General features: G+C 68.7%; 21 protein-coding genes and 3 pseudogenes. 16 read left to right on the top strand and 8 right to left on the bottom strand.

The window, feature by feature from the left end; all coding sequences use genetic code 11:
* Positions 1 to 194 precede the first annotated feature (194 nt).
* Together IG99_RS38055 and IG99_RS38060 are read left to right on the top strand one after the other, a co-directional pair.
* Positions 195 to 1,691: an arabinofuranosidase catalytic domain-containing protein gene (locus IG99_RS38055; RefSeq protein WP_051866397.1), complete on the top strand. Its 1,497-nt coding sequence runs from the start codon at positions 195 to 197 to the stop codon at positions 1,689 to 1,691.
* Between the two features lie 318 nt (positions 1,692 to 2,009).
* Positions 2,010 to 4,628 (top strand): LamG-like jellyroll fold domain-containing protein, encoded by a 2,619-nt coding sequence (locus IG99_RS38060; RefSeq protein ID WP_037682479.1) that lies wholly within the window; start codon positions 2,010 to 2,012, stop codon positions 4,626 to 4,628.
* Positions 4,629 to 4,729: 101 nt separating this feature from the next.
* Here IG99_RS38060 and xynC read toward each other — a convergent pair whose 3' ends face one another.
* From xynC to IG99_RS38075, 3 genes are all read right to left on the bottom strand, one after another.
* On the bottom strand, positions 4,730 to 6,040 hold the full coding sequence (gene xynC / locus IG99_RS38065; protein ID WP_037682480.1) for a glucuronoarabinoxylan endo-1,4-beta-xylanase XynC: 1,311 nt from the start codon (positions 6,038 to 6,040) through the stop codon (positions 4,730 to 4,732).
* A gap of 548 nt (positions 6,041 to 6,588) precedes the next feature.
* Positions 6,589 to 6,774 (bottom strand): hypothetical protein, encoded by a 186-nt coding sequence (locus IG99_RS38070; protein WP_037682482.1) that lies wholly within the window; start codon positions 6,772 to 6,774, stop codon positions 6,589 to 6,591.
* 280 nt (positions 6,775 to 7,054) lie between these two features.
* A complete protein-coding gene (locus tag IG99_RS38075) occupies positions 7,055 to 7,711 on the bottom strand; it encodes a maleylpyruvate isomerase N-terminal domain-containing protein (RefSeq protein WP_037682484.1) in 657 nt (218 codons plus the stop codon).
* A gap of 360 nt (positions 7,712 to 8,071) precedes the next feature.
* On the opposite strand from IG99_RS38075, the gene IG99_RS38080 reads away from it, so the two are divergent.
* The 8 genes and pseudogenes from IG99_RS38080 (at position 8,072) to IG99_RS38110 (ending at position 14,125) form a co-directional block, all read left to right on the top strand.
* Positions 8,072 to 8,494 (top strand): DUF350 domain-containing protein, encoded by a 423-nt coding sequence (locus IG99_RS38080; RefSeq protein WP_037682486.1) that lies wholly within the window; start codon positions 8,072 to 8,074, stop codon positions 8,492 to 8,494.
* A 473-nt stretch (positions 8,495 to 8,967) separates the two neighbouring features.
* Positions 8,968 to 9,741, top strand: coding sequence for a CAP domain-containing protein (locus tag IG99_RS38085; RefSeq protein ID WP_324606164.1), 774 nt, complete (start codon positions 8,968 to 8,970; stop codon positions 9,739 to 9,741).
* A 49-nt stretch (positions 9,742 to 9,790) separates the two neighbouring features.
* Positions 9,791 to 10,006 (top strand): glycosyl hydrolase family 95 catalytic domain-containing protein, encoded by a 216-nt coding sequence (locus tag IG99_RS52190; RefSeq protein WP_394298071.1) that lies wholly within the window; start codon positions 9,791 to 9,793, stop codon positions 10,004 to 10,006.
* A gap of 17 nt (positions 10,007 to 10,023) precedes the next feature.
* On the top strand, positions 10,024 to 10,749 hold the full coding sequence (locus tag IG99_RS38090) for a GntR family transcriptional regulator (RefSeq protein ID WP_037682491.1): 726 nt from the start codon (positions 10,024 to 10,026) through the stop codon (positions 10,747 to 10,749).
* Positions 10,750 to 10,922: 173 nt separating this feature from the next.
* A complete protein-coding gene (locus IG99_RS38095; RefSeq protein WP_037682494.1) occupies positions 10,923 to 11,978 on the top strand; it encodes an Ldh family oxidoreductase in 1,056 nt (351 codons plus the stop codon).
* A gap of 11 nt (positions 11,979 to 11,989) precedes the next feature.
* Positions 11,990 to 12,292: a putative quinol monooxygenase gene (locus IG99_RS38100; RefSeq protein ID WP_037682497.1), complete on the top strand. Its 303-nt coding sequence runs from the start codon at positions 11,990 to 11,992 to the stop codon at positions 12,290 to 12,292.
* Positions 12,293 to 12,306: 14 nt separating this feature from the next.
* Positions 12,307 to 12,744, top strand: a complete 438-nt coding sequence (locus IG99_RS38105) for a cupin domain-containing protein (protein WP_078948156.1) — start codon at positions 12,307 to 12,309, stop codon at positions 12,742 to 12,744.
* Positions 12,741 to 14,125, top strand: a pseudogene (locus IG99_RS38110) (aldehyde dehydrogenase family protein). The gene IG99_RS38105 and the pseudogene IG99_RS38110 overlap by 4 nt, the downstream one beginning before the upstream one ends.
* Before the next feature lie 162 nt (positions 14,126 to 14,287).
* Here IG99_RS38110 and IG99_RS38115 read toward each other — a convergent pair.
* Positions 14,288 to 14,764 (bottom strand): annotated as a pseudogene (locus IG99_RS38115) (alpha/beta fold hydrolase); the annotation flags it as partial.
* Positions 14,765 to 15,211: 447 nt separating this feature from the next.
* Between IG99_RS38115 and IG99_RS38120 the strand changes: the two are divergent.
* From IG99_RS38120 to IG99_RS50920, 5 genes and pseudogenes are all read left to right on the top strand, one after another.
* Positions 15,212 to 15,544, top strand: a complete 333-nt coding sequence (locus IG99_RS38120; RefSeq protein WP_037682499.1) for a carboxymuconolactone decarboxylase family protein — start codon at positions 15,212 to 15,214, stop codon at positions 15,542 to 15,544.
* Between the two features lie 135 nt (positions 15,545 to 15,679).
* A pseudogene (locus IG99_RS52195) lies at positions 15,680 to 16,285 on the top strand (DUF2255 family protein).
* Between the two features lie 222 nt (positions 16,286 to 16,507).
* Positions 16,508 to 16,735, top strand: a complete 228-nt coding sequence (locus tag IG99_RS50915; RefSeq protein WP_037682501.1) for a cation:proton antiporter — start codon at positions 16,508 to 16,510, stop codon at positions 16,733 to 16,735.
* Entirely contained in the window at positions 16,732 to 17,787 is a 1,056-nt protein-coding gene (gene denD / locus IG99_RS38135; RefSeq protein WP_037682502.1) for a D-erythronate dehydrogenase, read from the top strand. Before IG99_RS50915 ends, denD begins: the two co-directional genes overlap by 4 nt.
* Positions 17,788 to 17,914: 127 nt before the next feature.
* Positions 17,915 to 17,971, top strand: coding sequence for a hypothetical protein (locus IG99_RS50920; protein ID WP_234312097.1), 57 nt, complete (start codon positions 17,915 to 17,917; stop codon positions 17,969 to 17,971).
* Between the two features lie 97 nt (positions 17,972 to 18,068).
* Here IG99_RS50920 and IG99_RS38140 read toward each other — a convergent pair whose 3' ends face one another.
* The 3 genes from IG99_RS38140 to IG99_RS38150 all read right to left on the bottom strand — a co-directional run bounded on the left by IG99_RS38140 (position 18,069) and on the right by IG99_RS38150 (position 21,797).
* On the bottom strand, positions 18,069 to 19,871 hold the full coding sequence (locus IG99_RS38140) for a SpoIIE family protein phosphatase (protein WP_078948157.1): 1,803 nt from the start codon (positions 19,869 to 19,871) through the stop codon (positions 18,069 to 18,071).
* A 233-nt stretch (positions 19,872 to 20,104) separates the two neighbouring features.
* Complete coding sequence (locus IG99_RS38145) at positions 20,105 to 20,749, bottom strand: class I SAM-dependent DNA methyltransferase (RefSeq protein WP_234312099.1); 645 nt, start codon at positions 20,747 to 20,749, stop codon at positions 20,105 to 20,107.
* 544 nt (positions 20,750 to 21,293) lie between these two features.
* Positions 21,294 to 21,797, bottom strand: a complete 504-nt coding sequence (locus IG99_RS38150) for a lamin tail domain-containing protein (RefSeq protein WP_037682505.1) — start codon at positions 21,795 to 21,797, stop codon at positions 21,294 to 21,296.
* A gap of 1,177 nt (positions 21,798 to 22,974) precedes the next feature.
* On the opposite strand from IG99_RS38150, the gene IG99_RS38155 reads away from it, so the two are divergent.
* Complete coding sequence (locus tag IG99_RS38155) at positions 22,975 to 23,790, top strand: hypothetical protein (protein WP_051866401.1); 816 nt, start codon at positions 22,975 to 22,977, stop codon at positions 23,788 to 23,790.
* 10 nt (positions 23,791 to 23,800) lie between these two features.
* Here the strand turns inward: IG99_RS38155 and IG99_RS46640 are convergent, their stop codons facing one another.
* Positions 23,801 to 24,619 carry a cutinase family protein gene (locus IG99_RS46640; protein ID WP_158973322.1) on the bottom strand — a complete coding sequence of 273 codons (819 nt, stop codon included), beginning with the start codon at positions 24,617 to 24,619 and terminating at the stop codon, positions 23,801 to 23,803.
* Between the last annotated feature and the right edge of the window lie 16 nt (positions 24,620 to 24,635).

Consider the following 24,635-nt stretch of genomic DNA (forward strand, 5'->3'; position numbering starts at 1 on the left):
TGAAGTGCTGTGACACGCTCGGCGACGCTGCTCGACCCGAGCAGCACACAGTCCAGCCGGACCTCCATCACCCCCTCCCGTGCAGCTCGAACGAGTGATGGCACTCGAGGGCCCGGATTGTTAGCGCTCACATTCACTCTCCCGGCGCCTGCGGCGCCGTCCGAGAGAAGAACGCACGACGGAAGAGGTTCACAGTGATAGCAAGACACCTGCGAGGGCTCCGGCTGAGGGTGGTGGGCGCGGTACTCGCACTTGTCGCCGGCATCCTGGTCGGGGCGATCGGCACCGCGGGTACGGCCGAGGCCGCCTCGTCGCTGCCCTGCGACATCTACGCCTCCGCCGGAACCCCCTGTGCGGCGGCGCACAGCACCACACGGGCGCTCTACGGCTCGTACAACGGCCCTCTCTACCAGGTCAAGCGCGCCTCGGACTCCGCCACCACCAACATCGGCGTACTCAGCGCCGGCGGCTACGCCAACGCCGCGGCGCAAGACTCCTTCTGCTCCGGCACGACCTGCGTCATCACCAAGATCTACGACCAGAGCCCGAACCACAACGACCTGACCATCGAGGGACCGGGCGGCAATGGCGGACAGGACGTCGGCGCGATCGCCAACGCCCTTCCGGTCACGGTCGGCGGCCATGCGGCCTACGGCGTCTTCGTCTCGGCCGGCGTCGGCTACCGCGACAACAGCACCACCGGCATCGCCACCGGCAGTTCCCCCGAGGGCGCCTACATGGTGACCAGCGGCCACCACGTGAACAACCGGTGCTGCTTCGACTACGGCAACGCCGAGACGTCCACCAACGACACCGGCAACGGCCACATGGACGCGATCAACTTCGGCACGGAGTGCTGGTTCTCCCCCTGCTCGGGTTCGGGTCCGTGGGTCCAGGCCGACCTCGAGAACGGTCTGTTCGCCGGCGGCAACGGCTCGAACACCAACAACAAGGGCAACTCCAGCGAGTACGTCACCGCCATGGAGAAGAACAACGGCACCACCACCTACGCGATCAAGGGCGGCAACGCGCAATCGGGCTCATTGACCACTTGGTACAACGGGGCCCTACCCAACCTGGGCGGATACACCCCGATGCACATGGAGGGTGCCATCGTCCTCGGCACCGGCGGTGACGACAGCAACGGGTCCGACGGCTCCTTCTTCGAGGGCGTCATGACCTCGGGCTACCCGACCGACGCCGCCGACAACGCCGTACAGGCCAACATCACCTCCGTCGGCTACACCACCCCGGCCGCGACCTTCCCCGTCGCCGGCACCGCCTACCGCCTGACCAACACCAACTCCGGCAAGGTCTTGGACGCGGTCAACTGTGGTACCGCCAACGGGACTTCGATCGACATTTGGGCCTCCCTCGGCAACACCTGCCAACAGTGGAAGTTCGCCAGTGCGGGCAACGGCCACTACACCATCACCAACGTCAACAGCGGCACGGTCCTGGACGACAAGAACTGCGGACAGAGCAACGGCACGGCCGTCCAGCTGTGGGCCTCGCTCGGCAACACGTGCCAGCAGTGGGACGTCACCCCGGTCGGCAGTCACTACACCATCACCAACGTCAACACCGGTATGACGCTGGACGTGGCGAACTGCGGGACGGCCAACGGCACCGTGGTCCGCCAGTGGCAGCAGCTCGACAACGCCTGCCAGCAGTGGAACATCGCCCCCTGACGGAACGACCGGGACAACGCGGGCCCGTCGGCCCTCCCACCGACGAGCCCGCGCTCGCCCCCCAGCAGGTCTCCGGCCTGCGACCGCGGTCGCCCCAGGACGAACGCGGGCCCGCCAACTGTGCGCGCTCCCGGTGCCGTTCGCCCCGTGGCAGCGCCGACGTCGGCCTCACGGCCCCGGCTGCGGTCACGCAGGGGACGACGGCTGGACGTTCATGACCAGCCGCCGGTTCGCCGTCTTCCGCGCACCCGGCAGCAGGGGCGCCGTCCCGACCAGGCCCGGTGGCCCCATCATCCGTCCGAACAAAGGAACTCGCGCATGCCCTCAGAAGCCGGACCGTCCCGCAGGACCCTCCTGACAGCCCTCGGCGCCGCGTCCCTGGCCGGGACCTTCGCCGCCTCCGCTCCCGCCGGGGCCGCCGAACGCACCGGCACGCCCGCGGACACCACTGCCCCGGCTCTCCCCGCCGCGGCCGCGCACTGGACCTTCGACGAGGGCTCCGGCACCTCCGCCGCCGACTCCTCCGGCAACGCCCACCCCGCCACGCTCCAGGGCGCGGCCGGCTGGGACACCGGCAAGGTCGGCGCGCACAGCCTGAGCCTCACGGCAGGCGGCAACGCCACCGCGTCCGGGCCCGTCCTCGACACCTCCAAGGCGTTCTCGGTGGCGGCCTGGGTCAACCTCAGTCAGCTGGGCGGCTACCAGACCGCCGTCAGCATCGACGGCAAGGTCGTCAGCGCCTTCTACCTGGGGCTGCGCGACGACACCGGCACCTTCGCCTTCGCCCGGCTCGACTCGGACGCCACCCAGGGTGCCGCCGTGGCAGCCGCCGCCTCGGCCCCGACCACCGGCACCTGGACCCACCTGGTCGGCGTCAGCGACCCCTCAGCCGGCGTCACCCGCCTCTACGTCAACGGCGTACTCGAAGGGGAGACCGCCTACACGGCGGGCTGGGCCGGCACCGGCGACACCGCCATCGGCCGCGCGCTCTACGGCGGCGGGCAGGTCGACCAGTGGCACGGCCTGATCGACGACGTGCAGATGTTCCCGACCGCTCTCACCTCCGACCAGGTCGCGACGCTGGCCGGAGTGCCGGTGGAGAGCACGACACCGCTGCTGAGCGTGGACGTCGCCAACCCCGCGCACGCCGTGTCCCCCATCCTTCCCGGCCTGATGTTCGAGGACATCAATCACTCCGGCGAGGGCGGCATCTACGCCGAACTGGTGCAGAACCGCTCGATGATGGCAGACGACACCACACCCGTGCACTGGTCCGCCGTCGGCGGCACGAGCCTCGCGCTCGACACCACCACCCCCCTCAACGACGTCCTCAAGCGTTCTCTCAAGGTCGTACTGCCGAGCGGTACCGGCGCCGGGAGCCGGGCCGGGGTGGCCAACGACGGTTTCTGGGGCATACCCGTGCACCCCCGGACCGCCTACACCGCCCGCCTCTTCGCCAAGGCGTCGCGCCCCATCGGTCCCCTCACCGTGGCCATCGAGTCGGCGGACGGCGCGACGGTGTACGCCTCCGCACGGACGCCGCACGTCGGCACCGCGTTCCCCGACCGCCCCTTCGAGCTGACCCTGCGCACCGGTTCAGGCGCCCCCGTGACCGGCGACGCGGTGCTGACCGTGACCACCACCGACGCCTCCGCCGCGGGCGAGACCCTGTGGCTCCAGCACGTCTCTCTCTTCCCTCCTACCTACAACGACCGCCCCAACGGCCTGCGCATCGACCTGGTGGAGAAACTGGTCGCGCTGAAGCCGAAGTTCCTGCGCTTCCCCGGCGGGAACTTCCTCGAGGGCAACACCATCGCGACCCGGTTCAACTGGAAGAACACCATCGGTCCGGTCTGGGAGCGCCCCGGCCACATGGACGACGCCTGGGGCTACTGGTCCACCGACGGGCTCGGACTCCTCGAATACCTGGAATGGGTCGAGGACATGCGCGCCCAGCCGGTCCTCGCCGTCTTCGCCGGCTACACGCTGAAGGGCGACCACGTCACCGGTGACGCACTCACGCCGTACGTCCAGGACGCCCTCGACGAGATCGAGTACGTCACCGGCCCCGCCACCAGCACCTGGGGCGCGAAACGGGCCGCCGACGGGCACCCGGAGCCGTTTCCCCTGGAGTTCGTGGAGATAGGCAACGAGGACTGGTTCGACTCCTCGGGCTCCTACGACGCACGGTTCACGGCCTTCCACGACGCGATCAAGGCGAAGTACCCGCACCTGAAGCTGATCGCCACGACGACGGTGACGAGCCGCACGCCGGACCTGATCGACGAGCACTACTACCTCGCGCCATCAGCCGCCCAGGCCTCCACCCACAAGTACGACAACCGGGACCGCAATTCGACCAAGGTCTTCGTCGGTGAGTGGGCCGCGCAGGAGGGCCGCCCCACACCCGACCTCAACGCCGCGCTGGGCGACGCCGCTTGGCTGGCCGGACTGATCCGCAACTCGGACCAGGTCCTGATGGAGTGCTACGCGCCGCTGTTCTCCCACGTCAAGAACAACGTCTGGGCGACCAATCTGATCGCCTACGACAACCTCACCAGCTACGTATCGCCCAGCTACTGGGCGCAGCAGATGCTGACGAGCAAGCTGGGCAGAACGGTGCTGCCGGCCACCGCACGCGCCCTGCCCGGCCTCGCCACCGTGGCCACCCGCTCCGGGAACCGCCTCTACCTCGCGGTCGTCAACTCCGGAACGGAGAAGGCGACCGTGCCGGTCGAACTGAAGGGGCTGGCCAAGGGGGTCAACAAGAACGCCACCGCCACGGTCCTGACCGGACCCGCGCGCACCACCACCAACACGCTGACCCAACCCACCACACTCGAGCCCAGGACCAGGACCCTCACCGGCGTGGCAGCGGCGTTCACCAGCACCCTGCCGCCGCTCTCCGTCACCGTTCTCGAACTCATCCTGACCTGAGACCCGCCACGCCCACGACATGCCCTGCCCGCCTGCTCACCGCAGGCGGGCCACAGCACCGAACGCTGTCGCCGGTGATGCCGGAACGGCCTCGGTCAGCCCTATCCGGTCACGAAGGTCGTCAGGCTCTGAGGGGGAAGCTGCCCTGTGAAGGAGCCGTTCGACACGGTGATCCTGCCCTGGGACGCGAGGTTCCTGCTTGCGTCCGTCAACCAGGACGACACGCCGGACGAGGTGTTGTTCCGCAGGGTGAACTGCTGACTCACTCGCGAGGTTCCCTTGTTGACGGCGACGATGACCAGCCGGGAACCGGCGCCTCGGTACGCCGAGAGGTAGACGTTCGGCTGGGGATTCGGGGTCACCGCGATCCGCACATGCCCTGGGCGGACGAACTTCGAGAAGTGCGCCATGCCGGCACCGCGTTTACTGATCCGCCCGTCCTCCCGCATGGGGCCGTAGCCGCGCCGGATGTACCACCACACGTATGCCTGGAACTCGGCATCCACCATCGCGCGGTGGATGTGCTCTCCGACGTCGAGCGCCTGGGGCCAGAGATCGGCCGAATCGCTGCTGTTGGGGTAGTAGACCTCGGTCATCCACAGTTCCTTGCCCCCGCCCTTCTGCTTGAAGAGGGGATAGGGGAAGTTCTGGAACGATGTGCCGTAGAGGTGCGCCCCGAGAATGTCCACGTTGGCAAGCGCACCGGCGTCGTTGAGGATCGGGTCCGAGAAGCTCTTCACGTACTGGAAGGACTCCGGGGCGATGACCTTGGTACTGATCGAGCCGGCGTTCTCCCGCAGGAACCTGGTCATCTCGGTCGGAGTCCACCACGTCCAGTCATGAGCGTAGTCGGGCTCGTTCTGCACGGAGATGGCATACAGATTCACTCCGTTGGTCCGCATGAACCCGACGAAGTCGTTCAGGTGCTGCGCGTAAGCGCCGTACATGTCGTACCGGAGCCGCTTCGCGTTGGTCTGTTGGCCGCGGACGAAGGTCTCGACCATGTGAGCGGGGGGATTCCACGGCGACGCGAAGACAGTGGCCCCGAGCTCGATCGCACGCTTGGCCGTCGCGACCTCGCGGTTCCAGTTCGCCCGGTCCTCGGAGACGAAGATTCTCAGCACGGAGAACCCGAGCTGTCCTTCGCCGTTGCCGAAGGCCGTGTCCCTCTGGGCAGATGTCAGGTCACCGATCCAGAGCGGGTGGTTCATGCCGCCGAATCCCCGAATCGTCTGCCGCGTCGCCGACGGGTCGACGGTCACTGCAGCCGCCGCCGCGGACGGTGTTCGGGGTGCTCCCACAGCCGGCGTCGTGGTCGCGAGAACCGGCAGGGCACCCATCGTCGCCAGGACGGCCCGACGACTCGGGAATTCCGGCCCCGAATTGCTGGATCCACTACGGTGTAACGTCATTGTTCCTCCTTGTGGACTTGGCACTGCTGTGTGCTTTCGTGTCCCCGTCTCGGTGACGCCGCTTCCCGTGCCTCGCACTGACACCGTGCCGAAACTTTCGCCCGCCTCGCCCCGGATACCGGTCCGGGTGGTCGCGCCGACGGAAGGAGAAGCTCTCGTTCGCCTTCATGCAGCGCGCTCGCCCCCCTGGCTGCCGGCTCAGTCGGCTGTGCGGATGCGGACGTGAGGATCACTCCGCGGGGAGTGATGCATGGTGGACGTGCTGTTCCTCGCGCCCGAGCTGGCAGCCTCCACCGGGCCCTTGTTTCGGCTCTGCACTTGGCGCCTCGGAAAGGCGCGATCATCCGGTCGGAGGAGTACGGCGGTTCGACGGGACCGATGGCGGAGGGTGCGGCTGCGCTCCCTCCTCGTCGAATGTTTCGGGAGATCGACCGATCGTGTGGCGGTGTAGGGGACCGTAAGTGCGCCCCCTTACATCGTCAAGGCTTTGAGGAGACCCTTGTCGCGTTCGGCCTGCGGGCGGGCGGCGGGTGTGCCGCTCAGGGCGGTCAGGTGTTGCGGCTGCGCATGCCCGCGGTCGCGCACACCACTTCCGTCAGTAGGTCGGGTGCGGTGCCGGCGCACGGGATGACGCCCCGGCGCGAAGCGGCGCCGGGCCGGGCGATGTCGACGCCGACCTCCACCACCCGGCCGGGGCGCGCAGCGACGAGGCCGGCGGACAAGATCCCCGCCACGCGTAGGCCCGCCGCCGCGTCCCGCCGGGCCCGGAGGCCCCACCGGCCGCCCCTCAGGTCAGAGGCCAGGAATGATCACGTCCGCCACGCCTGCGAACCGGCCGGTCACCGTCACCGGCACCTCGACGGCACCGGCACGGAGATCGCCCGTCGGCTCGCCTCCCGCGGCTACCGCACCAGGCAGAGCCGGGCCCTGCGCGCCTGCCCGCGCCTGCGCACGCCGACGCCCGCCGCCGCGATGTCCTGATCGCACCCCTGCTCGCGGCGGAGACGCCTGTGTCTATGCCCGGGGCGTCCCGTCCCAGCGCCATGTGGTGAGACGCGGGTGTCCGGGTAGTTCGGCGCGTCCGGTGGCCCACAAGAGGGTGGTCCAGGCATCCGTGGACGATGGCGCGTCCGGGAACAGCCGGGCGAGTACCCGAGAACACAGATCGGCAGGCGGGTTCCATGCGAGACGGAGCCCTTGTGCCAGGTCGTGTGTGTGCACCAGGGTCTCCACGATTCCCATGGCGGCGAAGCCCTCGGGGTCCGAGACGCCGAAGACGTGGTGCGCCCGGGTCTGCGGAGGCGTCGTGCGCACCATGGCGACCAACAGGGCGCCGCTCGCTTCCAGGACCTGCAGCAGGCCGGCGGGCCCCGCGTCGCGGTTCGCGTGAATGGCGTTCGCTGGACCGCCGGGGCGTCGGCTCTCCCACACGAAGGGAACCTCGCCGTCCAACGGCGGTGTTTTGGGACCCAGTTGCGCGGCGTAGGCGAAGAGGTCGTCGCTGAGGTGCTCGACGGTTTCCCAGCAGTCCCATTCGAGCGAACCGGCCTTGCTCTCCCACGCAGTCGAGGGCGCCTCGCGAAGGGCTGCCACGGCGAGCTGCACGGCGAGGTCGAGGTCATCCGCGGTGACGGAGGGCAGGGAGAGGCCGACATCGGCTGCTCGGGACATGGCAGAACCGTATCGCGATCGCAAGGAGCCACCCCTCCTGAGCTGGTGTGTGGTCAGCGGGCCGGTCGAGCCCTCGGAACCCGCTCACTTCGGCAGGGGTGCCGAAGCGGGAGGCGATCTGGCGAAGGGTCGTGGTACGACGCCCCCGCACCGTTGGCGCCCGGTCGGCGGCAGGCGTACCGCACAAGGCGGCGACTGGTGCACGGATCTGGAAGCAGGGCCAACCGCCAAGGAGGGAACGGAAGGAGGTTACGGTCGGATGGCCGGGCGCCGATCAACAGACCGAACGCGTGCGCTAGATTTTGCCTCGCCTTGACCGCGATCACTCACGATCTCTCACGCTAGGGAGTCGGCAACCCCATGAGCGACATCGTCAACGGACTCGGGCGGGCCATCGCGTACGGCGGCCTGGGGCTGGTCCTGCTGGTCCTCGGTATCGTCCTGGTCGACGTGCTGACGCCTGGAAAGCTCGGCCGGCAGATATGGGAGCAGCGCAATCGCAACGCTGCCGCGGTGCTCAGCTCCGCGCTCCTCGGCATCGGCGGCATCGTGTTCACATCCATCTGGACGACGTACGAGAACTTCGGCAAGGGACTGGCGTCGACCGCGGCGTTCGGGCTGCTGGGTCTGGTGATGATGGCCGTGGCGTTCCTGGTGGTGGACCTGATCACGCCGGGGCGCCTGGGTGCGACGCTGGTCGAGTCAGAGCCCCATCCCGCGGTCTGGGTGACGGTGTCCTGCAACCTTGCCGTTTCCGCCATTGTCTCGGCGGCCATCGCCTGACGCCCGCTCCCCGTGTTCCGTGACATCGGTCACACCGGTTTCGCTAACTAAGCGCCCCGGATAGTAGACGCCACCCTGGCGACATATAGGATTTGTCTGGCTTGGTACGGGTGTGTGTCACGCCAGGCTTGACGCATGCCGCACGTTCGGCACTTCCCCTCAGCCATCCCGGAACGGGTGGTTCCTGACGGAGCGACAGAATTCCTGAGCGTACGCGGGAGCCGAATCAGCACGCGTCCACGCCTATGGCAAGGGTCGTGCAGACCTACGAGGCAGCGTAGTACGACGCGCCTTTGCCCCCACGCGAACCCGTCTTAAGAATGACGACCCGCCGGGCATCTCCGCAGCTCAGAAGCCGAGTCTGCGTAGACACAGCCGCACAAGGGGCGCTCGGCGATTACCGAGTGAGGTCATTCATGGGTAAGCACCGCAGAAGAGGGCATTTCCGGCGAATATTCATCGTTACCGTCGGCGTGGGCACCGTGGGCCTGCCGTCCGTCGCACTGGCCTGTACCGACTGGCGGGACAGCGGAGGGCACCAGCTCTACAGCGCCGAGAACATCGCCGCCAAGGACTGGTGGAGCGACGCCGCCCAGGATCGCCCCCGGCACGGCCACTGGGGCCACGGCTGGAACGGCAAGGAGCACAGCGGGCCCGGTTCCGCAGCGTCAAAGAGTCCGACCGCTGCTGCGAGCACTCCGAAGAGCACCGCGCCGAAACCCAGGACCACCGCGCCTACGAGCACGGCGAAGAACACGCCGAAGAACACGGCTCCCGCGCCCAGGACCACCGCGCCTACGAGCACGCCGAAGACCACCGCCTCAGCCACTCCGACATCGCCCAGCTCCCCGAAGGCCACCGCCTCGGCCTCCGGGGTCGCCGCTCGCATCGTGCAACTCGTCAACGCCGAGCGCAGCAAGGTCGGTTGCTCACCCGTGACACTGAACGCGGTTCTGACCAAGGCCGCCCAAGCCCACAGCGAGGACATGGCAGCCCACCGGAACATGTCGCACACCGGATCCGACGGGTCTTCCCCCGGCGACCGGATCACGAGTGCCGGCTACATCTGGAGCACTTACGGCGAGAACGTCGCGTACGGTTACGCCACACCCGAGCAGGTCATGGCGGGCTGGATGTCCAGCCCCGGCCACAAGGCGAACATCCTCAACTGCGCGTTCAAGGACATCGGAGTCGGACTGGCGCAGCCCGACAGCTACTGGACGCAGGACTTCGGCACTGCCCGGTAGCGAACAGCACAGAGCACCGGACAACGCCTGAGCGCCAGGCACACTTCGGATCAACTACTGGCACGCCGAAACCACCGGTCGGCCGGGATGCCACGAACCGCTCCTCTCCCTGATCACCGGCCTCGCCGCCGCAGGCCGCCGCACCGCTCATGGCTACTGGCGCTGCGGCGGCTGGACGGCGCACCACAACATGGACATCTGGCGCAGCATCAGCCCGGTCCGCCGACTTCACCGCGTAAGCTGTATACACAGAAGTGTGCAGTGAGATGGACAGGGAGTCTCATGGCCCGGGCGAGTGGCAAGAGTGAAGCGGTTTACGAGCGACTGAAGGGTGACATCGAGTCGCTGCGGCTGCGCCCGGGGGCCAAGCTGAGTGAGGTGCAGCTCGGGGAGGACCTGGGTGCGTCGCGGACGCCGGTGCGGGAAGCCATCCGGCGGCTGGCCCGGGAGGGGCTGGTCGATTTCGCACCGGGTGAGGTAGCCCGGGTGGCCGCGATCTCGCTCGGCGGGGTGCGGGCCCTGTTCGAATTCCGCATGCTGCTGGAGCCCGCGGCTGCCGCGTCCGTCTCGGCGGCAGGCATGGCCGATGAGCGCGTGCTGGTGCCGTTCCATGACCTGCTGGAGCGCCTGGAGGATTTCGACGAGTCCTTCCGCGCGCTGGACACGGCCGCGCAGGCGCGGTCGTACCAGGAGTTCTACGAGGTGACCGAGGGCTTCGACCAGGCGATCATCTCCGCATGCCGCAATCCCTACCTCGCGCGCACGATCCACGATCTGCGCAGCCAGACCGTGCGGCTGCGCCACCTCTCGCACAGCGGGCCGCGCCGTATGCTCACCTCCCTTGAGGAGCACCGGGCGATGTTGAAAGCGATCGTGCACGGCGATGCCCAGGCGGCGGAGGCGGCATGCCGGCACCACCTCGCGCAAACCCTCCAGGCCCTGATCGAAAGCCTGACAGGCCAGGACCTCGCAATCGGCGTGAACGTGCAGCTGGACGTCACGCGCTGAGCCGACCCACCGGGACTCACGACGCCATGCGCTCCCCGCCGTCGGAGGCTTCTGAGGGACGACGCCACGTCGTCGCCCTGTTCCGGCTCGCGGTGTCCCGTCCATGGCTTACCTCGACCCCCTGATGTATACAGGAATGGATACAACTTCTTCTCGACGCGAGGGGCCCTCTCATGCCGCGCACTGTCGGCGCCGCTGACCTGCTGGAGTTCGCCGCCGCCACCGCCGAAGCCCATGGCGTGCCGCCCGCGGACGCTCGTCTGCTCGGGGACACGCTGGTGACCGCGGAACTGTGGGGCCATCCCTCCCACGGGGTGCTGCGCCTGCCCTGGTACCTCGCCCGTCTCGCGACCGGTGCGACAGCCGCGGTCGCCGCGCCGGAGGTAGTGAGCGACAACGGCGCGGTCCTGGTGGTGGACGGTCGCGACGGTCTCGGGCAGGTCCTCACCGACCAGGCGGTGACATGGGGCGTGGAGCGCGCCCGTCGGCACGGGATCAGCGCGGTCGCGGTGCGCAACTCAGGCCACTTCGGAACCGCCGCGTACTTCACCCGCAGGGCCGCCGAGCAGGGCTGTGTGGCCCTGCTGATCACCAATGCCAGCCCGGCGATGGCTCCTTGGGGCGGCCGGGAGAAACGAGTCGGCACCAACCCGTGGTCGATCGCCGCCCCCGGCGGCCGCTACGGCACGGTCGTGATGGACATCGCGAACACGGCTGTGGCGCGCGGAAAGATCTATCACGCAAAGGAGCGTGGCGAGCCGCTTCCCGAGGGCTGGGCCGCCGACGCGGACGGTGCGCCGACCACCGATCCGCGCCGCGCGATCGAGGGCCTGATCCTTCCGATGGCCGGGCACAAGGGCTACGCCATCTCGTTCATGTTCGACGTGCTGGCGGGCGTGCTGACCGGCAGTTCCTTCGGCTCGGCCGTCGTCGGCCCGTACCGGCCCGCCGGCCGCAGCGGCGCCGGGCATCTGCTGATCTGCATCGACATCCGGTCGATGGCCGACCCGGCCGACTTCGAGAAGCGGATGGAGGCACTGATCGAGGAGACGAAGTCCACGCCGACCGCACCGGGCACGGCCGAGGTCTTCGTCCCCGGTGAGCCTGAGATCCGCACCGCCGAGCGCCTGCGCAGCGAGGGCATCCCGCTCGCCGACGACACCTGGGCCTCCCTCGCCGACGTGGCCGCCACCACCGCCGTACCCCTCCCCCTCCCCCGTACTCCATAGGAGTTCCCCTCATGATCGCTCTGACCGTGTCCCTCCAGGTCGTCCCCGGCTTCCGCGACGACTTCCTCGAGGCCATCGAGGAGAACGCCGAGCGTTCCTTCACCCACGAGCCCGGCTGCCGCTATTTCGACGTCGTGTGCGACCTCGACGACGACCACCACTTCGTCTTCCACGAGATCTACGACGACGAGGCTGCCGTCGAGGCCCACCGGTCCGCGCCCCACTTCGCGGCCTGGCGCGAGGCGGCAGCGAAGTACGTCGTCCCCGGCAGCCAGGTCAACACACTCTCCCGCCGTCTCTTCCACCACTCCTGATCGGAACCGTCGCCATGTGCACCGAGCACCCCGCCGAGCCGAACCTCCTGATCCACCCCGACGAGGTCGAACGCTTCGACCGCGGTGGCGGAGTGGCCACCATCCCCTACGTCGGCAAGTGGAACTCCGACAAGGCCGTCATCACCACCGGCCAGACCGTCTTCCAGTCCGGCACCGGCCTGCCCCTGCACAGCCACAACGTAGAGGAGTCGGTCCTGATCCTCGAAGGTGAGGCCACCGCGGAGATCGACGGTGAGTTCTTCGACCTGGAGGCCGGGCAGGCCACCTGGGTCCCGGCCGGAATCCCGCACCGGTTCTTCAACCGGGGTGAGGGAGTCATGCGGATCTACTGGGTCTACGGCGGCCGGGACGTCACCCGCACCATCACCGCCACCGGCGAGACCTTCGAGCACCTCTCCGCGAACGACAAGGGAGGGGCCCCCACCTCATGACGGGCACCATCCAGACCATCAACCCCACCACCGGCCGGCCCCTGGAAGCGTACGAAGCGTGGGGTGCCGCACAGATCGAGACCGCCATCGCACACGCGCACGCGGCATCGCGGGCCTGGGGCCTGGTCCCCGTCCCCGAACGGGCGGCGCGTGCGCGCACTTGGCCCGCATCCTGCGCGAGCACAAGGCGCGTCTCGCCTCCCTGGCCGTCCTGGAGATGGGCAAGCCGGTCGGCGAAGCGGAGGGCGAGGTCGAGAAGTCCGCCCTGACCGCCGAGTTCTACGCCGAGCAAGGGCCCGGGATCCTCGCCGACGAAAAGGTACCCGTAGACGGCGCCGAAGCCTGGGTGGCGCACGAGCCCGCCGGGCTGGTCCTGGCCGTCATGCCGTGGAACTTCCCCGTCTGGCAGGTCATGCGCTTCGCCATCCCTTCACTGGTCGCGGGCAACGGCGTCCTGCTCAAGCATTCCTCCAACGTCACCGGCAGCGCGCTGGCCCTGCAGGATCTCTTCGCCGAGGCGGGCTTTCCCGCCCACCTGGTGACCAGCCCGGTCGTCGCGGACCCCGACGTCCCCGAGGTCACCGCGCGGCTCGTCGAGGACGACCGCATCGCCGCCGTCACCCTGACGGGAAGCAACAGGGCCGGGGCCGCGGTCGGCGCGGCGGCCGGCCGCGCGGCGAAGAAGTCCGTTCTGGAACTGGGCGGTTCGGATGCCTTCGTGGTCCTGAACGACGCCGACGTCGACGCCGCCGCCACGGCCGCGGTACGGGCACGCTTCACCAACTCCGGCCAAAGCCGCGTGTGCGCCAAGCGGTTCATCGTCGGCAGGACGGTGGCGGATGCCTTCACCAAGGCGTTCGTACGGGGCGTCGAGGAACTGCGGATCGGCGATCCGCAGGACCGTGCCACCCAGGTCGGCCCACTCGCCCGTGACGACCTGAGGGCGGCGATCGCCCGCCAGGTCGAGTAGTCCGTGGCAGCGGGCGCCCGCCTGCTGACGGGCGGAAAATCCCTGCCCGGCGAGGGGTTCTTCTTCCAGCCCACCGTACTGGCCGACACCGGCCCCGGCATGGCGGCCTTCGACGAGGAGACCTTCGGCCCACTGACCGCCCTGGCCGTCGCACGCGATGACGACGACGCCGTACGGTTGGCCAACGCCACCCCCTTCGGCCTCGGGCTGAGCATCTGGACCGCCGACACCACCCGAGGCCTCGAGCTGGCTCGCCGTGTCACCAGCGGAGCGGCCTTCGTGAACGCCGTCGTCGCCTCCGACCCTCGCCTGCCCTTCGGAGGCACCAAACGCAGCGGCTACGGACGCGAACTGGCCACCGCCGGCATCCGCGAGTTCACCAATACCCGCACCTACTGGGTCGCCCGCTGACCTGACCCCGGGGGACGAAGAGCCTGTTGGATCGGGGCACCTGGTACGGCGCCAACTCTGAGTCCATCAGCTGCTGACAACGAGACGAGCGAGTCGGCACCTCACGCTGCTCTCCCACCGGTGAGTGCCTGTCGACTCGGCGCCCGGCTTCCCGCGCTGTTCTTACGGCTTGTGCGCGGTGGTGAGGAAGTCCAGGACGAGGGGGCCGGCGTGGGTGCGGCACTCCTCGAAGTAGGCGTGCCGGGCTTCGGGGATCAGATGGAGTCGGGCGTTGGGGATGCGGTCGGCGAGCAGGGGTGCGTTGGCGGTGGGGTTGAGCAGGTCGTCGCTTCCGTGGACGACCAGGGTGGGTGCGCCGATGTCCGGCAGGAGGTCCCAGGCGTTGTGCTGATTGCTGGCCGCGAGGTGATGGCGGCGGGCGTGGGCAGGCATGCGAGGGTCGCCGAGGGTGTGGTGCGGGCCGGGATGGGAGGCGAGCCATTTTGGGGTGTACATCAGCTCCAGCAGGGCCTGTCGCGCGGCTCCAGGTTGCGGTTGCGTCAGGGCTCGGCGGACGTCGTTGCCGCGTTCGACGCTGTGCGGGCCGCCGGGTGACGTACAGCCGAGAACCAGGGCGCCTACCCGGTGGGGGTGGCGGGCCACCGCCGGGACCCCCGGAGACGGGCAGGCCCACGGTACGCGGGCTGAGTTGTGCGCGACGCTCCTTGAGAAAATCTCCCATTTCCGACGAATACGCTTCGCTGTACATAGCCGTTAGTGCCGCAGCCCTCGACCGGAAGAAGAGGGGGAGAGTTTTCTCCCAGGGGTACGGGCGATCGCCGTACGCGCAGTTACGGGCGGCAATCCGCCAGTCCGCGTCAAGGGGGTAAGGATTATTCCCTGGATAAGCCTTTCCCAGGATGAAATTCTCCCCTTTGCGGGCTCACGCGAGGCTGGCAGGGTCGCTGACACGGCCGGCCTTCGAATGCTTCGTGGCTGTCACGGGTGTTCCGCGTTTCCACGCGGCTGACAGTGCATCTGAACCCGGGACCCGGCCGAAGACCGGTCGCCCCGAAGTCCCTGAACACACGCTAGGAGCACCACCGCATGACCGAACGGAAGAAGTTCGCGCCGCCGGCGATCCAGGAATTCGCCCCCAAACTCGCGGAAGTGACCGACACCGTCCTGTTCGGCGACATCTGGGAGCGACCGGGGCTGTCCCCGCGCGACCGCAGCCTGGTCACGGTCACCGCTCTCGCCTCCCTGTACCGCGCCGACCAGCTCGGCTTTCACCTCGGCAAGGCGCTGGAGAACGGCGTGACCAAGGACGAGCTGGTCGAGGCCATCACTCACCTGGCCTTCTACGCCGGCTGGCCCAACGCCATGACCGCCATGAACCAGCTCAAGGCGATCGTGGACAACGCCGACCAGTCCGGCTGACTCCTCCCTGAAGCCTGCACCACCACCGCAGGCTCAGTCCCCCCGCCGCCTCTCCCAGCTGACCCCTGGTTGCCCGGCACCCTCCAGCACAGCGGCGCCCGTTCCCTCGGTCTTCCCGGCTTCAGGAGTCCACGCATGCCCGCCCCGCTCGCCGCGTCACCGCCGATCGCCGATGGCGCCCAGCAGCGTCGCCCCTCCCCCGTCCACGCGCTGTCGGCATCCCTACTCGGCTTCTTCGTCATCACCCTCGACGCCTCGGTCGTCAACTTCGCCCTGCCCGACATCCATGACGACCTCGGTGGTGGCCCCGACGACCATGACGAGCCCTTCCACTTGCCCCACCGCCACTACAAGATCGGAGAAACACCGATGCCGACATGGACCAGCGACGAACTCGACCGCATCGCCGGGGCCGACGAGCTGGAGATCGCGCCGCTCCGCCGTGACGGCACCCTGCGGGGGCCCGGCCCGATCTGGGTCGTCCGTGACGGGAACGACCTGTACGTCCGCTCCTTCCGGGGCACGGACGGCGGCTGGTGGCGCACGGCCCGCGCGGGCCGACGGGGGCACATCAGCTCCGGCGGAGTCGACTAGGACGTCACGTTCGTCGAGGTACCGGACCCCGAGATCAACGACCGCATCGACACCGCCTACCGCACCAAATACGGCCGCTTCGGCGGTACGTACGTCAATCCCATGGTGGCGGCTCGCCCGACAACGCTGCAGCTTCTGCCCAGATGAGCAGGACATTCCCGGTGGAGACAGCTGAATTCCCGTCGGCAGTCCGCCCGCCACGGGAGCAAGCATCGTGATCGGACTCGAACTCGTCGTGCTCCTCGGCGTGGCGGTGCTGGCCGGCCAGGCCGTCGCACAACGCCTCGGCGTCGCGCCGCCCGTCGTGCTGCTTGCCGTGGGAGTTCTTGCCGGGCTGGTCCCAGCCGTGCGCCAGGCCCAGCTTCCGACGTGGTGCTGCTGCTCTTCCTGCCCGTGTTGCTGTACTGGGAGAGCCTCACCACGTCCACGCGCGAGATCCTCAGCAACCTGCGCGGCATCGTCCTGCTCAGTACGGTCCTGGTGATCCTCACCGCGGGGGCCGTGGCGGTCGCCGGGCACGCGCTGGGACTGCCGTGGGGACCGGCGTGGGCGCTGGGCGCGGCCGTGGCAAACCACTACCAAGGAGACAGCGCATGAGGATCGTCATCACGGGTGGCTTCGGCTTCCTGGGACGCGAGATCACCGGCACGCTGGTCAGGAGGCGGACCTATCGCGGTGCACCGATCGATCGCCTGGTGCTCGCCGACCGGTTCGTGCCGGCCGGAGCGCTGAAGGCGGCCGACCCCCTCGTGGAGATCGTGCGGGGTGACCTCATCGAGTGCCTCGACGAGGTGTTCGCAGAGCCGGTGGACGTGGTGATCCACCTCGCCGCCGCCGTGTCGGCCGAGTGCGAGGCCGACTTCGACCTCGGCATGAGCGCCAACCTGGACACCACCCGCGCGCTCCTCGAAGCCGCCCGGGCACAGACGGCTGCCGGCGGGCCGACACCATGCCTGGTGTTCTCCAGCAGCGTGGCGGTCTACGGTTCCGACCCGGCGCTTGCCCTCCCGTCGGTGGTCAGCGAGTCGACCCTGGCCACGCCCCGGTCGAGCTACGGGATCCAGAAACTCATCTGTGAGCAGCTGGTCGCGGACTACACCCGCCGGGGTTTCGTCGACGGACGCGTCGCCCGCCTGATGACGGTGGCGGTGCGGCCCGGCAAGCCGAACGCGGCCGCATCCGGCTTCCTGTCCGGCATCATCCGTGAGCCGCTCGCGGGCCTCCCCGCGATCTGCCCCGTGCATCCCAACCTGCGGGTTGCCCTGTCTTCGCCACGGCGCACGGTCGCGGCGATCCTCCGCATCGCGGAGGTCGAGCGCGGCACCGGGAGGGGGCGGCTCGGCGGTGCGCTTCCGGTCAACCTTCCGGCACTCACCGTCTCGGTCGCCGAGATGCTGGCCACGCTGCGGCAGGTGGCCGGCGACGCCGTGAGCGATCTGGTGACGATCGCCCCCGATCGTGACATCGAGGCCCTTGTGGGTTCCTGGCCGTCCGTCTTCGACCACACGCGCGCCGCCACGCTCGGGCTGGAGCCCGACCCGAGCTTCGCGTCGGTGGTGCGGGACTACATGGCCGACCACCCCGACGCGATCCTGGTCGACCCACCGCACGCAGCAGGCGGGACGGCCGGGCCCGGAGCAATGGGCTGAATATCAGGTTCCCGCTGAATATCAGGTCCATGGTGAGCGGTTGCGTCCGGCTCGCGGACGAGGTCGCCGCGACGCTCGGAGGAGATCGAGTCGGCGGCCGGCCGAGGGCGACCGCCTGCCGACCGAGGTGGAGCTGGTCAAGCAGCTGGGCGTCAGGCGCACGGTCGTGCGCGAGGCCGTCTGAAGACTCCGCAACACGGGCTTGATCGAACCGGGCCAGGCAATCGGTGTGTTCGTCCCACCGCGGCGCACACATCGGCGAGGGTGTGGATGGCCTGCGATTACGCGACCGGCCTCTGCGACGGTTCATGATCAGGGCCGGGGCCCGGATCACCGGGCAGCGGCTGCTCGAACCAGACCACCTTCCCCGTGCTCAACCTTGTGGCCCCCCAACGCTGTGCCATCTGGTCCACGAGGAAGAGTCCCCGGCCGCCCTCGTCGCTCAGTCGGGCGTGCCGCATCCTCGGTACGAGCGGCGAGTCGTCGCCCACCTCGCAACGCAGTACGCCCGTGCGGAGCAGTCGCAGGGCGATCGGCCGGGAGGCGAAGCGCACGGCGTTGGCGACGACCTCGCTGACCATGAGCTCCGTGGCCTCCACCAGCGAGTCGAGACCCCAGTGGTGCAGTGTTCTGCGGGTCAGCCGACGGGCCTGTCGAGCGGTCTGCGGGCGCGGAGCCAGATACCAGTTCGCGACGGTCTCAGGCAGGATGCCTTCGAACCGGGCGGCGAGCAGCGCGATGTCGTCCTCCCGATCTCCCGCGCCCAGTGTGCCGAGCGCCTGATCGCACAGTTCTTCCAGCCCCGGGCGGGCGGATCCCGAGGTGGCCGCCCCCAGCCTTGCGCGCAGACGGTCCACCCCGGCCAGCGCGTCCGATTCGCGGGACTCGACCAGTCCGTCGGTGTACAGCATCAGGGTCGCTCCGGTCGGTGCGTGCATCTCGGTGGACTCGAAGCCACCGCGGCCCACGCCGATCGGCGCTCCGGGCGGGACGATCAGAGCCTCCGCACTGCCGTCGGGGTGCAGGAGGACCGGCGGAAGGTGGCCGGCGCTGGATGCGAGCAAGCGGTGCCGTACGGGGTCGTACATCGCGTACAGGCAGGTCGCCGTGTGCTCGGTGCCCAGACGCGCCGCCTGCTCGTCGAGGTGGTGCAGAATTTCGTCCGGCGGCAGATCGAGTCCGGCCAGGGTTTGCACGATGGTGCGCAGCTGTCCCATGATCGCGGCCGACGTCAAGGAATGGCCCATCACATCGCCGATGACCAGCGCGACCCTGCTGCCCGGCAGTGGAATCGCGTCGTACCAGTCGCCGCCGACCTGCGCGGTTCGCGAGGCCGCCAGATAGCGACTGGCCAGCAGGACTCCGGCCGGCTCGGGCAGCGACGGCGGGAGCATCGTGCGCTGGAGCGCGTCCGCGACGGATGCCTCACGCTCGTAGAGCACCGCCTTGTGGATCCCGAGAGCCGTGTGTGTGGCGAGTTGGGATGCGACGAGCAGGTCGTCACCGGTGAACTCGGCCCGGGTTGGTCCGCGGATGAGGACGACACTGCCCATGGCATCGCTCCGGCCGTGCAGCGGAGCGAGGATCATCCGTCGCCCGGCCGGCACCGCGTCGGCGAAGTCCGTCACTCCCAGCAACTCGGCCACCGCCGAACGGTTTTCCGGAAGGTCCCCGAACACCGGCCTCCCGGCCCGTAGCAGCTTGGCGAGCAGGCCTGTGGCTGCCGGGCGTGCGACCTCTGCCGCCTGGATGGTGCCGACAGCGGGCGGGGGTGGCGCGGAGCGGAGCGTGGCCGCCTTGCGCGGCGGTGGGGGTTCGGTGGTGCGCAGCCGCAGGGCCCCGGGGGGAGCGTCGTTCTCGTCACCGACCGGAAGCGGGTCGTACAGATGAACGAACACCACGTCGGCGAACGTCGGGACCGCCGCCCGCCACAGTTCGCGCAACGTCTCGTCGAGGTTCATGCCGCGGGCGATCTGTCGGGTCGCCACGTCGAGGTAGCGCAGCCGGTCGGTCTGCGCCTCGTCGGCGGGGGGTCGGGCCCCCTTCGGTTGCTCGGCGGGCGTGTGCGCCGCCGGCATGCGCATCGCTCGACCACTGCCCCCGGGGCAGGGGCTCTCACCTGACGGCGCGCGTGCCTCGTCGGCGTGGTCGCCGGACCCGGGTGACGGAGCGGGGCGCTGCGGTCGGTGGAGGCGAGCCGTGGACTCGTGCACACCGGCATCCTGCCCGCGGGTGTCTCCATCGGCTCCGAGGTGCTTCGTCACGCGTTTCCCTCCGGCCCTACGGGCCCGCGCCGCGGCGGGCAGATCAGAGGTGGTCAGGCGGCCAGTCTGCAGCGCAGGAAGATCTGCACCTCGGGCGGGACGTCCACGGTGGCCGGAGCGTACGTGTACAAGGACTCGTCGACGATCTCGAAGCCCGCCGCCTCGACGACCTCACGCAGCTCGTCCCGCAGAAAGCCGGACACCCGGATGGTCTTTCCGATGAATGGGATCGAGAAGTCGTCCACATCGGCCTCCACCATCGACAGCGCGAACAGGCCTTCGGGAAGCAGCAGGTGGTGGACGGTCCGCAGCGCGAGGGGAATCTCGGGGCGGGGCAGCATGAGCAGGGAGAAGAAAGCAGTCACCGCGTCGAAGCGGCCGAGGTCCAGGGGTCCGCCGGGCCGCAGATCCGCGATGTCCGCCTGGTGGAACTCCCCGGTGGGCACGTACCTTCGGGCAAGAGCCACCATCCCGTCCGACAGATCGATACCCACCACCCGCAGGCCCGCCTCCGCGAACTGGCGGGCGGTGGGGGTCCCGGTGCCGCACCCCAGGTCCAGTACACATGACCCGGCCGGCAGGGACCTGATGAGCCACTCGGCGGACGCGACCTGCCCTTCCTTGTGGGGGAAGGCCTCGTCGTAGTGGTCGCCAATGGCGTCGAAGGCCTCGGCCTGGCCGGTGCGGTCGAACCGCATGCCCCCGTAGTCGAGCTCGTCGGCGGTGTTGCTCACGAGGGATCTCCTTCTGCCTCGCATGGTGCTTCCATACTTGTACAGACTTGCTGCGGTCACATCCGCTAAACCCGGTGGAATGTGGTGCCGCGTGGCTACGCATCGTGGATCCGCGTTATACGCGCGGCGAGGAGTGCGGTGTCCTTGTGCCGCAGCCGCAGTCGCAGCCCGGCGGGGCGGGTGAGAAGGAGGCGGGTCCGGCGCTGCGGGGTGGTGGAGGAAGGATCGGCGGCGCGGCAAGGGCGCAGACGTTCGCGGTCGGGCTCAAGTTGCGGAAGTCACCGTGGTGGCGACCCTACGGGCGGACGTCGAGAAGGTGGCCGAACGACGAGCGATCGTGCTGAGCCGGTGCGTGCGCCAGGGGCCGACTGAAGGAGCGCCGATTCGCGGGCTGCCGGCCCCGGCCGGAACGGCGCGGCGCGCCCGGACCGCGGGTCCGGGCGCGCCGTTGTCTCACGGGGGTGTGCTGGTGGTTTGTTCAGCGGTCCCCGACACGACGGTGTGGGGGTCAGTGACGGTGGTGGCCGTTGCGGTCGCCGTGGTGGTGACGGTCGTGGCCCCACGAGGCCTCGTCGACGACGCGGTCCCGGCGGTTGCGCAGGGTGGCGGTGTCGGAGCGGTTGTCCCACACCTCGTGGCGGCTGTCCTGGTACAGGTCCGTGTTGCGGTCGCGGCCTTCGCCGGTGTGGACACGTACGGTCGCGCGCCCCTCCAGGCGGTAGTGGTGGAAGGTGTAGGTGTTGCCGTCCTCGTCCGACAGCGTCCAGCCATCCAGGTTCACGCTGTGGCGGGTGGTGTTGGTCAGCTCCACCCACTCCCGGTTCAAGGAGCGGCGGGAGCGGTCGTGAAGGCCCGGGGAGTCGTACTGCACGGCGCTGATCTCCACCTTGGGCCGGTCGGGGCGGCCGCGGTCGGCGGCCGACGCCGGCAGCGCCGCCGCCCCGACCACTGCGGCGGCCGCGAGCACGGCGGCGGCCAGACGACGGGTGGGCACGGTCACGGAAACGGACACAGGGTCTCCCAGCAAGGTGCGGGCACATCCCGCACACGGTCATGCCGCGTGCCGGGATCGTGCGGGTGCGGGTGGCGACCGGTCGGCCGCACACGCATACCGTGACGCCAAGTGCCAAGCGCGCGAGTGAGGCCTGCACCCGCGTTACAGAACGCCCATATTTCCGCGACTCTCAACTGTAATGCACATCCATTTACCTTATGCAGGGAATTGACGTCGCGTAAGCGCCTGCCGTCGCGGCGGACACTGGCCTCTGACCCGCGCCCGCCAGGACGCGCCACCCCACCTCGGCCCCGGACCATCACCCGAAAGTGAGTAACAACGACATACGCCCGCCCGGCCCATGCCCCACACCACCTCGCCCGGCCGGCCGTCCCGGGCACCCGACGCCTTCCTGCTGCCGATCCCGTCCCAGAACTGCGGCGATCGCTCTGATCAAGGTCGCCATGGGCAGTTCGCTCTGTCCGCCGGTTCTTCTGCGGCTTGCTGAAGTCCTTCACGACGCCGGACACCCCGTGGTCCGTCCCGGTCGCGCCCACTGCGGCACGGTGCGAAGCGACCTGCGGCAACTTCGTCCCGAAGGACGGCTCTGCGGCACCTGCGACGGCCGGAGCCGCCGGGCGACGTGCGCCCGCTGCGGTCGGGAGAACGTACGCATCGCGGCCCGCCGCCCCGAGGGCCGCATCTGCTACACCTGCTACCACTCGGGTCCTGAGATCTTTTGCAACCGGACCCAGCAGGGCCAGCCGGTCTGCGGCAACTGCTACCGGCGCGCTCGCTCGGGAGAGCCGTGCGCTCGGTGCGGTCGGACCAAGCCGGTCAACACCCGGTGGCCCATCGGACCAGTCTGCCTGAGCTGCTACAACGCCGTGCTCCGGTCGCCGACCGAGTGCCGCCGCTGCGGCACAGTCCAGCCACTGATCGCGCGGGACGACGAGGGCGCCGAGGTCTGCGGACCCTGTGTCGGCATCGCCGCCGACTACACCTGCCGTCAGTGCGGCCGATCCGGCAACCCCCACAGCCGTGGCCGATGCGCTCACCGCGTTCTCGGCGAACGGGTCAACGACCTGCTGACCGGCCCCGACGGCAAGACCGTCCCGCAGCTGGAACCGCTCGCGACCACGCTCACAGCCGCCCGAACACCAAGCTCCTCGCCGGGCTCGTGGCCGAAGGCCGCATGCTCACCCACGAACTGCTGGACGAACTCCCACCCACCCAGAACCAGCGTTACATCCGTCAACTCCTCGTCCACACCGGCGCCCTGGAGGAACGCAACGAGGTTCTCGAACGCATCCCGGGCTGGCTGGAGCACGAGCTCGCGGACAAGCCGACCGCGCAGGCCAACCTCGCGCGTACCTTCCTACACTGGTTCCTGCTTCGACGAGCCCGCCAACGAGCGGCCACCCGCCGCTACCCTGCCTCCGCCGACCGTGACCTGCGGCGCCGCATCAGCGGCGCTCTGGAGTTCCTGGCCTGGAGGGACCAACGCGGCCTGGTCCTCGCGCGCCTCACCCAGGAACACATCGACGAGTGGATCACCGGGGCCACCAGTCAGCGGCGCTCCCTGATCCGCTACTTCCTCAAGTGGACCGCGAGCCGTCGACTCACACGCGAGCTCACCGTTCCCTCCATCCCTAGGCAGGAGCCCCAGGACCTGCTCGACGAGGACGACCGGTGGCGACTCCTCCAGTGCTGTCTGACCGACGACACCTTGGCGACGGATGTCCGGGCCGCCGACGCGATCACCCTGCTGTTCGGCCCGTCCGCCGAACGTCTTTGTCATCTGACGCCCGAGCACCTCAAGTTCGGAGACAAGTACGCCCATCTGGTCCTCGGCCGTCACCCCGTTCTGCTGCCTCCACGGCTCGCCGAACTCCTCCGGCACCTTGCCGACCAGCCCCAGCCGAGGCCGCAACTCGCACGCGCCAACCCGGGCCTCAATGGCTCTTTCCAGGCATGGTCCCGGGCAAGCCCATCTCGCCACACGGGATGACCCAACATTTTCAGCTCACGCTGACAAGGAAATCAGCGATACGCTTGGTTCCACCCGTCTGAACATAGCGAAGATGCGGGCACCAGACTGTGTTAATGGCTCCCTTGGCAGCCGCTTCACAGTTCTTCAGGTCCGATTCATCCCCTCTTGTCAAGAAGTCCCTGCGCGAGAACCGGCAGATTGGGTCATTCACTGCCCGACCTGCCGCTGGAAGATCATACGAGAGACACAAACTCTGATATCTGATTCCGGGTGGAAAATAGGGCTTGATCTCGTACCCTGGAAACACCTTGGGGATGATTCCAGTGCGCGCGTACTGGGGGTCGCCAAGTACCGCAACCCCTGAGATCTTATCAACGATGCTTTGGGGTGCATCCTTCAAGAATCGATGAATCACCCATGCACCTTGCGAGAATCCGGCGAGAATGTAGCGTTCTCTACCCCGGCAATGACCTATCCTGTCGGTGATTTGCTTGTTCAGCGCTATGGCGCCTTCCACAACCTCATCCCGCTCCGAGGCTATCCATTCTCTCAGGAGCCCCTTGGGCCCAAATTCAGGAAATTCCGTCCTTGGATATTCAATGGCTTCACTGTCAATCGACACATCGGGGTCAGCGTTGTTCATCTCCTTTACGTAGTTTTCATATACGCCTTGGACCGTACTCCCCCAGTTGGCTATACCGCCTTCACCTAGGCCGTGCCCACCAAGGAAGTAGAAATCTCGGCAATCTTCGGGTATTTGCTGTCTGGCGTTAACAGTCGCCTGAGGCGTTGCCATACCGAAGAAGAGAATTGCTGCCCCGAAGCAAGTAGCCAGCTCCCTGAACATATGCATCCCCTACCTC

Origin of the sequence: Streptomyces griseus subsp. griseus (assembly GCF_000720255.1) — a bacterium.
GTDB lineage: Bacteria > Actinomycetota > Actinomycetes > Streptomycetales > Streptomycetaceae > Streptomyces > Streptomyces griseus_I.